Here is a 13115-nt window from a genome sequence, read left to right as displayed (position 1 = left end):
CTCGCGGACTTTGATTTCCTCTTATCTGGAATTAAGCCTCTGCAGCTTCCTCAGCGAACTCCTCGCCCTCTGCAGGAGCCTCAGCCTCACCCTGGTTAGCCTCGATAACAGCATCTGCCATTCTGGACACGATAAGCTTAACGGCTCTGATAGCGTCGTCGTTTCCTGGGATCACATAGTCAAGCTCCTCCGGATCGCAGTTTGTATCAACGATGCCGATTAACGGAATACCCAGTGTGTGTGCCTCCTGGACGCAGATTCTCTCCTTCTTCGGATCTACTACGAAGATAGCGTCCGGGATTCTCTTCATCTCCTTGATACCGCCAAGGTTCTTCTCAAGCTTCTCCCACTCCTTCTTAAGAGCGATAACTTCCTTCTTTGGAAGAACATCAAATGTTCCGTCCTCAGCCATGGTCTCGATCTCTTTTAAGCGGTTGATACGGCTCTGGATGGTCTTGAAGTTTGTCAGCATTCCGCCTAACCATCTCTCGTTTACATAGAACATTCCGCATCTCTCAGCCTCAACCCTGATAGCCTCCTGAGCCTGCTTCTTTGTACCTACGAAAAGGATTGTGCCGCCCTCTGCTGCGATATCGGAAACTGCCTTGTAAGCCTCATCTACCTTGCCTACAGACTTCTGTAAGTCGATGATGTGGATTCCGTTTCTCTCTGTGTAGATGTATGGAGCCATCTTAGGGTTCCATCTTCTTGTCTGGTGACCGAAATGTACGCCAGCTTCCAGTAACTGCTTCATTGAAATAACGCTCATATTTCTTTCCTCCATTTTGGTTTTTCTTCCGCCGGCATCTTATGCTTCCTTTGGGACCTGATATCAGGCACCGTCCTTGAGAATCCGCCGTGCGTGATTTTTCAACTTTTATACTATATCACAGAGCCTAATTTTATGCAAGCACTTTTCGACAGAATAAGTGCCCGCCCTCTGTCGGCGCCGCTCAGCCCATCAGCAGAGGTATCTGTCGGCAATGGCTCTGAATTCCCCGGCATTTTCTGCCAGCCATTCGTCAAAGTTCTTTCCTGTTCTTTCCACAGTCTCTCCGACCTCTGCCAGGAAAGGCGGAATGTCCTTTTCAAGCATCGTGCCCCAGTTTTCGCCGAAGCGCTCGTCTCCCTCACGATCGCTTCCGTTTACATGGAGCACAAAAGCCGGATTGGCAGCCTTGTCGATGACCTTTACGCCTCCCTGGAAGCCGATGGTTCCAATCTGGTGGGTTCCGCAGGAAGACGGGCAGCCGGAAATATGAATCTTCGGAAGTGTGCCGTCCTTAAAGCTGTGCTTTCTCATCTCCTCCACCAGTGTGCGGATTAAGGCCTGGGAGTCCCGCACTCCCACCTGGCAGATGGAGGCGCCGATGCATGCCACAGAGGTTTCAAAAAGGCTGGCAGCACTGTCCTGCGTCACCTCCAATACCTCAGCGGCCTCCTCTGCCGTCAGGTTGAGAATGAACATGGCCTCATCAGGCGCCACGCGCATCTCCACCTCCTCCATATCCTTCACAGTCTCGTAGAGCTTTCTGAATACAGAAGGTTCCGGTGTTCCCCCAATGGGGTGATATTCTACCGCATAGAGCCCTCTCTGCTTCTGGGCTGTCACACGAAAGCTCTTCACAGCCTCCCTTGCCCGATCCGACAGCTCCGTGCAGGCGGCTGCCTTCCTGGCCTTCTCCTCGGGATGAAATGAAATCAGCTCCTCCTTCTTTATCTTCAGATTGTCCTTCTCCTCGTCCATCACCTCTCTGAGTTTTTCACCGTAGGCCTCAATGTAGCCCTCTTTGCCGAGAGTGTCCTGCATGTAGCGTGTCCTCGCCTTTGCGCGGTTTTCATAGTTTCCGTAAGCCATGAAGGTCTTTACCATAGCCTTTATATAGTAGAGAATATCCTCCGGTTCCACTGCGCCCGCCACCAGAGCTCCCATCTTTGGATTTGCCCCCAGGCCTCCTGCGCTGTAGACGTCAAACAGTCCGTCCTCCCTGGCCGCAAAGCCCAGATCGCGGAAGGTTGCATGGGACAGGTTCTTAGGCGAGTTGGAGAAACATACTTTCAGCTTTCTCGGCAGCTTTACTGTCTTGATAAAGCCCATCAGATAGTCAGCCGCCCTGAGGGCATAGGGCAGCACGTCAAACCGCTCGCCCTCCTCCACGCCGGAAAGCGGGGAAACCATCACATTTCTCGGGAAATCTCCTCCGCCTCCTCTGGTGTTGATCCCGTGGTCAAGGGCCTCCTCCATAATCTCACAGACAGCCTGTCCGCTCAGGTTGTGAAGCTGAACAGACTGACAGGTCGTCAAATGAACCTTGTCGATCTGATACGCCTCAATGCTGTCGGCGATAAATTTCAGCTGATCCTTCGTCATGCGGCCGCCTGCCAGGCGAAGGCGCAGCATGCTGGCCTCAGCCCCTCTCTGTGCATAGCTTCCAAAGCCGCCGGAAAAGCCTTTGTAATCCTTTACTGCCACTTCCTTGTTGTAAAACTGCTCTGTTACCTTCTTAAACTCCGCTAAATCCTGCTTCCACGCTTCATTTCCCATACTTTATCTCCTTTTCTGCTCCCTGCTGCCGTGTTTCAGGCAAAACGCTCACATGCAGCCTGCCATCCTCTGACTTCTCTCAGGTATACTTCTATTACTCTATACTAAAGGATTCATAAGATAAAGTAAAATTATATTTATTTATCTTTCAATAATAAATTATTATTGATATAATCATTTTAGCCGGCAACCGTATGAGAACGGTCAATGTATGAGAAAAGGAGGAAGAACGATGCTGGACAACCGCATTCACACTTTTCTGGCTGTCTGCCAGGAAATGAATTTCACACGGGCGGCAAAAAGGCTGCACATTACACAGCCCGCTGTTTCCCAGCACATCCAGTATATTGAAGACTATTACCATATACGCGCCTTTCGCCTGGAAGGAAAAAAGCTCTCCCTCACACAGGAGGGAGAGCTTCTCAGAAATGCTCTTCTGATTATGAAAAATAACGAGGACAGTCTTCAGAATGCTCTGTCTGAATCTTCGGGCAGAACGAACCCTCTCCGGATCGGAGCCACGCTGACAGCAGGCAGCGTTCTTCTGACTGAGCCCCTTGTGCGCATTTTCCGCAGATGGCCCGACATTTCCCTGACCGTGACAGTCAAAAACACTGCGGAGCTCCTCAGCCAGATCGACAGCGGAGCTCTGGACTTCGCTGTGCTGGAGGGAAACTTTTCAAAGGCTGCCTACTCCTACCACACCTACCTCAGAGAGCCTTTCATCCCCGTCTGCGGGGCAGGGCTTTCTATCGGCTCCCCCTCCTCCCTGGATGAGCTTTTGGGAGAACGGCTGCTCCTGCGGGAATCCGGCTCAGGTACCCGGATGATTCTGGAACAGATTCTGGAGGAGCACGGTTTTTCTGTCTCTGATTTTAAGAATACGGCAGAAATCGGAAACATGCAGACCATAAAAGAGCTGATTGCCGCCGGCTGCGGCATTACCTTCCTGTACAAAAGCGCAGTAAGCCGGGAGCTCTCAGAGGGGACTATCCGTGAAATCCCCATCAGCATCGGCATGCAGCATGAGATCTCCGTAGTCTGGCAGAAGAACCGGCTTTTTGAGCAGCAGGTGCTGGAGGTCATAAACGAAGCCTTTTAATCCCCTGTCCGGGACAGCCTCCCCTTTCTGAAGGCATGTTTTGTACAGACGGACAGCCGTACTGTTTCTCCTGCACTGTACTCGTGGCTGAAATCCCTGACCATGATCTCGTTCGTACCGGCAGTCACAAAATACTGGCTGTAGAAGCCCATGTACTCAGCCTTTGAAATCGTTCCGCCCAAGAGCACGCATCCGTCCCTCTCCTCTGTCCCAGCTCCCTGAGTTCTGTCTCTGCCTCCTGCCCCATCCTCTTCTCCCGGCTTCGTCCTTCCCAGGATCGAAATTTCCTCCGGCCGGACATACAGCGTCTGTCCGTCTGGAAGTTCTATCCGATCTGCAGTTCCCAGAAATTCCATGACAAAGAGGTTCGCGGGATTTCGGTAAACCTGGGACGGAGTCCCCGTCTGGACCAGGCGTCCCCCGTCCATAATCGCTATCCTGTCTGCCAGGGCCATGGCTTCCTCCTGATCATGGGTTACAAAGATCATCGTGATCCCTGTCTTTTTCTGCAGCTCCTTCAGCTCGTCCCTCATCCTGATTCGAAGCTTCGCATCCAGGTTGCTTAAAGGCTCGTCTAACAGAAGCACCTTCGGGTTCACGGCCAGCGCCCTGGCCAGGGCCACTCTCTGCTGCTGGCCTCCGGAGAGCTCCTGGACAGCCCCATTGCCCCGATCAGAGAGCCCCACAATATCCAGGTATCTGTAGGCACATTCTGCCGCCTCTTTCTTTTTCATCCCCTGAAATTTAAGCCCGTACATCACATTCTGAAGAACTGTCATATGAGGAAACAGCGCGTAGGACTGGAACACCGTGGACACCGGCCTTCGCTCCGGCTCAAGTCCCGTTATATCCTCTCCGTCCAGAAAAATTTTACCGCCATCGGGCTTTAAAAATCCTCCCAGCATCCGGAGCGTAGTCGTCTTTCCGCAGCCGGAAGCCCCCAAAAGGCAGAGGATTTCTCCGCGGTTCATGGAGAGCTTCAGCCCCGAAACCACCTCTTTGCCGTCAAAGGACTTGCTCAGATTTTCAATTTCCAGATACATGCTTCTCACCTTCCTTCCAAACTTCCCCCTGACCCGGTGCCTGTTTCACTTCCCCCTTTTTCCGCTTTCGCTTTTTTCGGCCGCTGCTGCCGTCTCCTCTCTCCTCCCTCAGGAGAAGGGCGGATACACCGCCGGTGACAGCTATAGTTGTCAGAATGATCAGGGATGAGATCAGAGATGCCACCCCGTACTCACCGGAATTGATGGCGTCAAACAGCGTATAAACTGCCAGCTTGTGGCGTGCGCTTATTAGAAACACCACTGCTCCCACCGTCGTCATGGAGCTGGAGAAATTGTATATAAAACCTGTCACAAAAGTTCGCCTGAGATTTGGCAGAACAATATCTTTCGTCACATGGAAGCGTCCCGCCCCCAGATCCCTGGCGGCATCCTCCACCCGGCTGTTAAGCTGTGCCAGGGAGGCGACTGTCAGCTTTGTCACCATGGGGAGCTGCTTAAATATCATATTGATAATGATGATTGCCGCAGTGCCTGTCATCTTGAGGATTCCGCTGTTAAACGCCAGAATGTAGCCGATTCCGAAGCAGGTTCCGGGCAGCAGATACGGCATCGTGGAGATGAAATCGAAAAATCCTCTGAACCTCACCTTTCTCCGTTCCAGGTAGTAGGCAAAAAGGATGGCAAAGGCAGTTCCCGCCACTGCCGCAATCAGCGAATACTGAATACTCCTTGTCAGGCTCTCCATGTTGTAGGACAGGAGGCTGTTAAAATTGTCCAGCGAAAAATAATATACGCCTTTTTTCGATTTGAGAAATCCTGTCAGAAAAATGCAGATATACTGCAGTGTCATCATAAGGAAAAACATGGCTGACATCAGCCGCACTGCTGCTCCCACAATTCCTGTCAGCGGAAGGGGCAGCCCGCTTCTGCTGTTTTTCTGGCTGTCAGCTGCAGTCAGACGGTCTGATTTCCGCATCAAAAGGCGGTAGAGAAGAAAGGCCGCCACTGCCGGAAGCAGAAGGAGCATATTCATGGCTGAGGCCTTTTCCAGATCGGCATAGCCGATCAGCTCCAGGTATATGGCGGAAGCCAGCGTATTATAGCGCCCTCCGATCACGGCCGGTGTTCCAAAATCAGATACGGAGCGGATAAACGACAGGATAAAGCAGATACCTGCTGCAGGCTTCAGCATGGGAAATACAATCTGCTTCATAGTATCAGCCGCAGATGCCCCCAGATCTCTGGAAGCCGCCAGAATCCTGTGATCGATCTTTTCCAGAATTCCAACTGCAAACAGGGCGTTCAATGATGCAAAGTGAAGGCTCTGCATTGCAATAATTCCCCATTTATTGTAGGGGCTTATCATCAGTCCCAGAAGCCGGTAGGTGATCCATCCCCTCTTTCCAAAAAGCTGGATATACACAAGAGAAGCGATAAAGGGTGGCGAAACCATAGTCATAAGGAGGATTCCCATGAGGACAAGCTTAACCCTTCCCTGGAGCGTCACGATCCTCAGAGCCACCGCAATTCCCAGAACTGTGGAGAAAAGCGCAGCCAGCGTCCCGGTAAATACGCTGCGCCGTATCAGCGAAGCATTCTCCTGAAACAGATTTTTGTATGCTGAGAAGGTAAGCCCCCCGTCTGCCCACAGGCTCTCTGCTGCAATGCACAGAAGCGGCCAGAGAACGAACAGAAGGACAGCAGCCGCCATGGCCCAGAAAATCAGCCGGTCGACAGCGCCGTAAAAAAGATGCTTTCCGGACCTGTTTCCTGTACTACAAAAAAGGGTACCTGAATCAGATACCCTCCTCTGCGTCTTTTGGCTGCCCTCTGCCCTGCGGCTATTCATTTTCAGACTTGTCCCCAGCCAGCTCATCCCACTTTGCCAGGATGTTCTCACGCTCGGAACCAAACAGGGATAAATCCTCATCCATCAGCATCTCTGTGTCGAATGTAAGCTCCATTCCCTCAATGTCAGGCTTCACCATCTTGATTGTATCCTTGTTGTCGATATCGGCAACCATTTTCAGATTCTCATCGTCTGAATAGAACCACTCAATGAACTCGCAGGCAGCCTCTGCTCCCTCAGAATTCTTAAATACGGCCACTCCCTCTGGAACGTATGGGATTCCATCCTCCGGATAAACAGCTGTGATATTCTGCTCCTCCTCCATCTTGTCAATCGCCCTGTCCATAGGTGCGATTCCGATTGCGAACTCGCCGGCCACTGTCTTGGTTACCGGATCGGAGCCGCGCTTGGAGTAATATTCAATATTTTTATTCAGCTCTTCAAAGTATTTCCAGCCTTCTTCTTCACCCTTTGTCTGAAGAAGCGCATTCACTACTGCATAGTTTGTTCCTGAGATAGCCGGATTGGACATGAGAACCTCTCCCTGGTAGGAAGGATCTGTAAGATCATCCCAGGTCTTAGGAATTTCAAGGCCTTTCTCCTCGATAATATCATTGTTCACCACAAAGCCCACCACGGTAATTCCCTTGGCAAACCAGTAGTTGTCTGCATCCTTATACTCAGGCGCCAGATTTGCCGCCTCGTCAAAATTCACCTGCTGGAGAAGTCCGTCCTCCTTGGCTCCCATGAAGGCATCGATTCCGCCTCCGAACCACAGATCGGCCATCGGAGTTCCTCCCTCTGCCTTTACCTTGGAGAGAACCTCGCCGGAAGACATGGAAAGAAGCTCTGTCTCTATTCCTGTTTCCTGTGTAAATTTGTCAAATAAGGTCACATAATCCTCGCTGGTGGCAACTACTCTCAGCGTCCCGCCGGCCTCATCCCTGGCTTCGCTTTCCGCCTCTGAAGCTTCGCTCTCCGCCTTGGTCTCTGCACCTGTCTCGGAAGCGGCTGTCGTCTCCTGTGTGCTCTGGGTGCTGCATCCTGCCAGCATAAGCGCTGCCATTCCCGCTGCCATGAATCCCGCAATGCTCTGCTTTCTCATGCTTTTTCCTCCTCTTTTTCCATTTGCCTGAATTGACTTTTATCTCTGCCCGGGCGACCAGAAAACGGTTTTCCTGTTTTTACCATCCTTCCGGTCCCATTTCAGGCCCCACATAGTGTATACGATAAAAAGTGCTCCGTCAACTGCTTTTCAATATTGTGTACAAAGGCTCTCAATTTTATTATTTTTGGCTTTATGGAATCTTTCTGTTTTGTATGTGTATTTTATGTATCAGTTTGTCTATATTGTATACTTTTGTCGTCTTTTGTCCCCTCTTTATTCCACATTATCTATAAGTGCCCTTATTTATTGTTTTTTTCTATAAGACTTTCCCCGTTTCCGCCCTTTCTTCTATTGACTGTTTTTAATTTCTGCTGGTACAATTTTATCAGACATTAAAGGAGAAGGAGATTGCGCATGTTTATTGATCTGCATATGCATGAGAAGACATTTTCAAAGGACAGCTTCCTCTCCCTGAGAGAGATGGTGGATATTGCCAGAAAAAAGGGGTTAGATGGAATCTGTATTACGGATCACGACGACATCGGCATTAAGGAGTACGCAGAGAGCTACTCCAGAGAAACGGGGTTTCCTATTTTTGTGGGATATGAATTTTACTCTCTTCAGGGGGACATTCTGGCCTTCGGGGTTCCAGAGGTTCCGCCGGAGCGTATTTCAGCCCAGGATTTTATCAACTATGTAAAAAGTTTCGGGGGAGTCTGCATAGCAGCCCATCCGTTCAGAAACAACAGCCGCGGGCTGGAGGAGAATCTTCGCCTTGTAAAAGGGCTGGACGGCATCGAGGCCCTGAACGGAAGCACGCTTCCTGATGCCTGCAATCAGGCGTTTTCCTATGCCAGGGAACTGGGAATCCAGTGTACAGGAGCCAGCGACTGCCATGTTCCGTCCAAGGTAGGCGTATATGCCACCTGGTTTCCTGAGCCGGTGGCCACTCTGGATGAATTTATCTCTGTCTTTAAAAAAGGCCAGTGCCGCCCCGCCGTATACAGGGACGGCAGCTATACTGTGGCAGATCACGCATAGTACCAGAAACCAGAACAAACAAAAAAAGCAGGCAGGCCCGCCTCAGCTCCCCATCCCCCTCAATCATGAGAGGCTTGCCTGCTTTTTCGCGCCGCCGCGGGGCTGCCTTAAGCAGCCTTTTTCCTCTGAGCGGCGTGCGCATCCCGCCCGGCAGAACTTTTTCTATTATAGGAAATTCGGAGGAATTTCCTATAATAGAAAGAGAGAAGGGACTGTGAGCTCCGCCATCCGGCGGGGCACACAGTCCCTTCTTTTGCTGATTATCAGCCGTTATCTGATTTTACTGATTTTATCATATATGGTTTTATGATTTCTCAGTGCGGGGTGATTTACATCATTCCCATGCCGCCTGCACCGCCTGGCATAGCCGGTGTCTCTTCCTTGATGTTAGCAACTACAGACTCTGTTGTCAGCAGTGTGGAAGCAACACTTGTGGCGTTCTGAAGGGCGCTTCTTGTAACCTTTGCCGGATCCAGGATGCCTCCCTCTACCATATCAACGTATTTCTCGTTGTATGCATCAAAGCCCATTCCAACTTCAGACTCTCTTACCTTATTGATAATAACGGAGCCCTCCAGTCCTGCATTGGCAGCGATATGGAACAGCGGAGCCTCCAGAGCCTTTAAGATAATGCGGCCGCCTGTTCTCTCATCTCCGTCCAGAGCCTCAACAACCTTCTCCACTTCCTTTGTAGCGTGGATGTATGCGGAACCGCCTCCTGCGATGATTCCCTCCTCTACAGCTGCCTTAGCTGCGGATAAAGCATCCTCCATGCGAAGCTTAGCTTCCTTCATCTCTGTCTCTGTAGCAGCGCCTACGCGGATTACAGCAACGCCGCCGGACAGCTTTGCAAGTCTTTCCTGTAATTTCTCTCTGTCAAATTCAGATGTTGTCTCCTCAATCTGAGCCTTAATCTGTGCGATTCTTGCAGAGATCTCCTCCTTGTTTCCGCAGCCGTCAACAATGATGGTGTTCTCCTTCTGAACCTTAACGGATTTCGCGCGTCCCAGCTGATCCATGGTTGTTTCCTTTAACTCAAGGCCCAGCTCCTCAGAGATAACCTGGCCGCCAGTCAGGATAGCAATATCCTTTAACATCTCTTTTCTTCTGTCGCCGTATCCCGGAGCCTTGACTCCTACTACTGTGAAGGTTCCTCTTAACTTGTTGACAATCAGAGTTGTGAGAGCCTCACCCTCAATATCCTCAGCGATGATTAAGAGCTTTGCGCCGGCCTGAACAACCTGCTCTAACAGAGGAAGGATTTCCTGGATGTTGGAAATCTTCTTATCTGTGATTAAGATATACGGATCGTCCAGGTTTGCTTCCATCTTATCCATGTCAGTAGCCATGTAAGCGGAAACATAACCGCGGTCAAACTGCATACCTTCAACCAGGTCAAGCTCTGTCTTCATGGTCTTGGATTCCTCAATAGTGATAACACCGTCCTTGGAAACCTTCTCCATGGCATCTGCAACCATCTCGCCAACCTCGTCGTCAGCAGAGGAGATAGCAGCTACTCTGGCAATATCAGCCTTGCCCTTCACGGACTTGGACATATTCTTGATAGCCTCCACAGCAGCCTCTGTGGCCTTCTTCATACCCTTTCTTAAAACGATTGGGTTTGCGCCTGCTGCCAGGTTCTTCATTCCCTCATTGATCATAGCCTGAGCTAAAACAGTGGCTGTCGTTGTACCGTCGCCGGCTACGTCGTTTGTCTTTGTGGCAACCTCTTTTACGAGCTGCGCTCCCATGTTCTCAAATGGATCCTTTAACTCAATCTCCTTTGCGATGGTCACGCCGTCGTTTGTGATAAGCGGAGCTCCGAAAGACTTGTCAAGAACTACGTTTCTTCCCTTCGGGCCTAATGTCACGCGTACTGTATCTGCTAACTGATTTACGCCGGATTCCAGTGCTTTTCTGGCTTCTACGCCGTACTTAATTTCCTTTGCCATGGTTATCAACCTCCAACATTATTTCAAACTATGTTTTGTTTCAATCTCTGTTTTTCAAATCTGATGCTGTTTTGCGTTTTCAGAATCTCACGCCGTTTTCAGCAGCCCCACTCTGCTCTCTGCCTATTCGATGACAGCCAGAATGTCGTTCTGCTTTACGACAACATACTTCTCTTCCTCTACCTCAACCTCTGTTCCGGAGTACTTGGAGTAGATTACCTTATCGCCAACCTTTACCTGCATGGTAACTTCCTTGCCGTCAACCACTCCGCCCGGGCCAACTGCGATAACCTCAGCCTGCTGCGGCTTCTCCTTTGCCTGACCTGGAAGAACGATGCCTGACTTTGTAGTCTCCTCTGCAACTAACTGTTTTAAAACAACTCTGTCAAATAATGGTACTAATTTCATTACTGACTCCTCCTTACTGTTTGTGATTTTCTTTAAATAAGCAGAATAATCTGTTTTTGACTCTGTCATCTGCAGCTCTCATGGCTCCCTCTCAGAACCATCCTCTATTGTAAATATCTTCCTCTCTCAATCACAAGAAAAGTTATACCACGCTTTATTAGCACTGTCAATAGGTGAGTGCTAATTTTTGATAAATTTATAGAGATTTAATACTTTCCCTTTTCAGAGCAAAACAGTTCCTTCCGCTATCCGGCTGATTTTCAGGCACTTCCGAATATATAAACACTTTTTATTTTAATCCACAGCTTCAAAAATTTTCCAAAACTCCCCTGTTCTCCCCCGCCTCTTCCATCATCCCTGTTAGTTTATTCCTTTTTTTACAATTTATTCATCCCCAATCCCTTTATTTTTCAGCGAATTCGTATTACAATAAAGGGAAGCAAACAGCACAAGTGCTGTTTGCTTCCCGCTACTCAAACGGAGTGCAGCGGAGTTTGAGGTTCCTTTTTCTCCCCCGCTACTCAAACGGAGTGCAGCGGAGTTTGAGGTTCCTTTTCTCCCCCCGCTACCCAAACGGAGCATAGCGGAGTTTGAGGTCCCTTTTTTGAGATCCCTTCTCCCCGCCTCTGCTCAAATATGTTTGAATTTTCCACCTGGTGCTGTACATCATCGGGCAGGAGCAAATATAAAATATTAACTAAAAAAGGAGTTATATCATGGCAAAAAAACAGTTTGGAAGAATTGCTGCTCTCGCCGCTCTGGCAGGAGCCGCAGTGGGAATCACTTATTTTCTCAGATACAAATCCTTTCACGAAGAGCTGGAAGAAGATTTCCACGATTTTGAAGATGATCTCGATGAGTTTGACGTCGGGGAAAGCGAGGAAGAATCTCCGCAGAGAAATTACGTTTCCCTGACTCCCGAGAAGGCAGCTGAGGATACCCTGAAAACAGAGGCAGAGATGCCCGGAACCGCTCCTGCTGATTCCACCGAAGAAGGCAGTGCCGGCAAAACAGAAGAAAAGCCAAAGGCTTCGTCCGAAAATACCGGTTACCTGGACAGCGACATGGAATTTCTGGATGATGAGCCCCTGTTCTCAGAGAAGTCAGAGAGCTCCGCTTCCCCTGGGGCAGAAACTTCTGCAACCACCATTGTGGACGACGAAGAAACCGAAAATCAGTAATGGAGGGCAGGATTTAAACTATGATTCAGAGCCTTCTGCGCTCCCTGGATCTCCTGGAGGTCCTCAAGGAGTCTGACCACAAGATAACGATTGCAGAGCTTTCAGAGCGGCTTGAACTTCCACCAAGCACGATTCACCGGATTCTCCAGACGTTCTGCGAAAAAAAATATGTAATCCGGGATGAACACACACACACCTACTGTCTCGGCCCGGCGCTCATCTCACTGGGCCGGGCGGCAGCGGCAAATGTACGCATTCAGGACGCAGCTATTCCTATTCTGAAGAATCTCTCCTATGTGACGCGCGAGGATTCCTACCTCATTATCCAGGTGGGCGATAAGGGGCTCGTTCTCGACAAAGTGGACGGCCCCAACCACTTAAAGGTAGTGGAAAAATTCGGGTATGAGCTGGATCTCCACTGCGGTGCCATACGCAAGGTTCTTCTTGCCTATCAGACACCGGAATACCTGGACTACTATACCAGACAGGTTTTAGACCGCCCGGAGGCGTTCCCCCAGACAAGCCGGGCAGGACTTCTCAAAGAGCTGAAGGAAATCCGCGAGACAGGGCTCTCTGTCTCACACGGAGAATACGTCCACGACGCAGTTGGGATAGGAGCTCCTGTATTCAGCATAGACGGAAAGGTTGCAGCCTCTGTGGGAATCATCGCTCCCTACAGCCGAATTGCCGATGATATTCATTTAGAACATATGATAGAACAGGTAAAGCACAGCGCGGCAGAGCTGTCCTACTACATGGGACACACCTTCCAGAGACCAAGGTAAAAGACAGAGCGCAGGATACTCCACACTCTGTCTTTTGTTCTTCCTTTTCTTTATCTTCCCCGGCCATTCTGACACTGACAGCGTAAGCGCCAAATATTCCTGCGGATTTCCTGATCCTCAAGTTTTGCCTATAATTGTAG

The 13115-nt window shown here is 50.0% G+C and carries 11 protein-coding genes; 4 read left to right on the top strand and 7 right to left on the bottom strand.

Annotated features, from left to right (window positions below; translation table 11 throughout):
• Positions 1-31: 31 nt before the first annotated feature.
• Entirely contained in the window at positions 32-769 is a 738-nt protein-coding gene (rpsB, locus tag DW757_RS01875; RefSeq protein ID WP_021965680.1) for a 30S ribosomal protein S2, read from the bottom strand.
• Between the two features lie 192 nt (positions 770-961).
• Complete coding sequence (locus tag DW757_RS01870) at positions 962-2545, bottom strand: nitrite/sulfite reductase (protein ID WP_008394871.1); 1584 nt, start codon at positions 2543-2545, stop codon at positions 962-964.
• Positions 2546-2777: 232 nt separating this feature from the next.
• Here DW757_RS01870 and DW757_RS01865 point away from each other — a divergent pair, with 232 nt between their 5' ends.
• A complete protein-coding gene (locus tag DW757_RS01865) occupies positions 2778-3647 on the top strand; it encodes a LysR family transcriptional regulator (protein WP_182433232.1) in 870 nt (289 codons plus the stop codon).
• On the opposite strand, the gene DW757_RS01860 is transcribed toward DW757_RS01865, so the two are convergent.
• Genes DW757_RS01860 through DW757_RS01850 form a run of 3 tightly spaced genes read right to left on the bottom strand, consistent with a single transcriptional unit; the run spans position 3644 to position 7605 of the window.
• Positions 3644-4690: an ABC transporter ATP-binding protein gene (locus tag DW757_RS01860; RefSeq protein ID WP_008394869.1), complete on the bottom strand. Its 1047-nt coding sequence runs from the start codon at positions 4688-4690 to the stop codon at positions 3644-3646. The genes DW757_RS01865 and DW757_RS01860 overlap by 4 nt on opposite strands.
• Positions 4674-6500, bottom strand: a complete 1827-nt coding sequence (locus DW757_RS01855; RefSeq protein ID WP_243033292.1) for an iron ABC transporter permease — start codon at positions 6498-6500, stop codon at positions 4674-4676. Before DW757_RS01855 ends, DW757_RS01860 begins: the two co-directional genes overlap by 17 nt.
• On the bottom strand, positions 6493-7605 hold the full coding sequence (locus tag DW757_RS01850) for an ABC transporter substrate-binding protein (RefSeq protein ID WP_015545164.1): 1113 nt from the start codon (positions 7603-7605) through the stop codon (positions 6493-6495). The genes DW757_RS01855 and DW757_RS01850 overlap by 8 nt, the downstream gene beginning before the upstream one ends.
• A 417-nt stretch (positions 7606-8022) precedes the next feature.
• Here DW757_RS01850 and DW757_RS01845 point away from each other — a divergent pair, with 417 nt between their 5' ends.
• A complete protein-coding gene (locus DW757_RS01845; RefSeq protein ID WP_008394866.1) occupies positions 8023-8649 on the top strand; it encodes a PHP domain-containing protein in 627 nt (208 codons plus the stop codon).
• 329 nt (positions 8650-8978) lie between these two features.
• Here DW757_RS01845 and groL read toward each other — a convergent pair whose 3' ends face one another.
• Together groL and DW757_RS01835 are read right to left on the bottom strand one after the other, a co-directional pair.
• Positions 8979-10601, bottom strand: coding sequence for a chaperonin GroEL (gene groL, locus DW757_RS01840; protein ID WP_118750822.1), 1623 nt, complete (start codon positions 10599-10601; stop codon positions 8979-8981).
• A 123-nt stretch (positions 10602-10724) separates the two neighbouring features.
• The gene (locus DW757_RS01835; RefSeq protein ID WP_021965677.1) at positions 10725-11009 is read right to left on the bottom strand and encodes a co-chaperone GroES; all 285 of its coding nucleotides are present in this window, start codon (positions 11007-11009) and stop codon (positions 10725-10727) included.
• 716 nt (positions 11010-11725) lie between these two features.
• Between DW757_RS01835 and DW757_RS01830 the strand changes: the two genes are divergently transcribed.
• Both DW757_RS01830 and DW757_RS01825 read left to right on the top strand, forming a co-directional pair.
• Complete coding sequence (locus tag DW757_RS01830; RefSeq protein WP_118750821.1) at positions 11726-12190, top strand: hypothetical protein; 465 nt, start codon at positions 11726-11728, stop codon at positions 12188-12190.
• A gap of 20 nt (positions 12191-12210) precedes the next feature.
• Positions 12211-12975 carry an IclR family transcriptional regulator gene (locus DW757_RS01825; RefSeq protein ID WP_118750820.1) on the top strand — a complete coding sequence of 255 codons (765 nt, stop codon included), beginning with the start codon at positions 12211-12213 and terminating at the stop codon, positions 12973-12975.
• Positions 12976-13115: the final 140 nt, after the last annotated feature.

The sequence above is a fragment of the Clostridium sp. AM29-11AC genome (genome assembly GCF_003480545.1).
In the GTDB taxonomy this organism is placed as follows: Bacteria; Bacillota; Clostridia; order Lachnospirales; family Lachnospiraceae; genus Otoolea; species Otoolea saccharolyticum_A.
The sequence above is the reverse complement of the archived record's forward strand: the minus strand, read 5'-3'. Positions and strand labels throughout refer to the sequence as shown.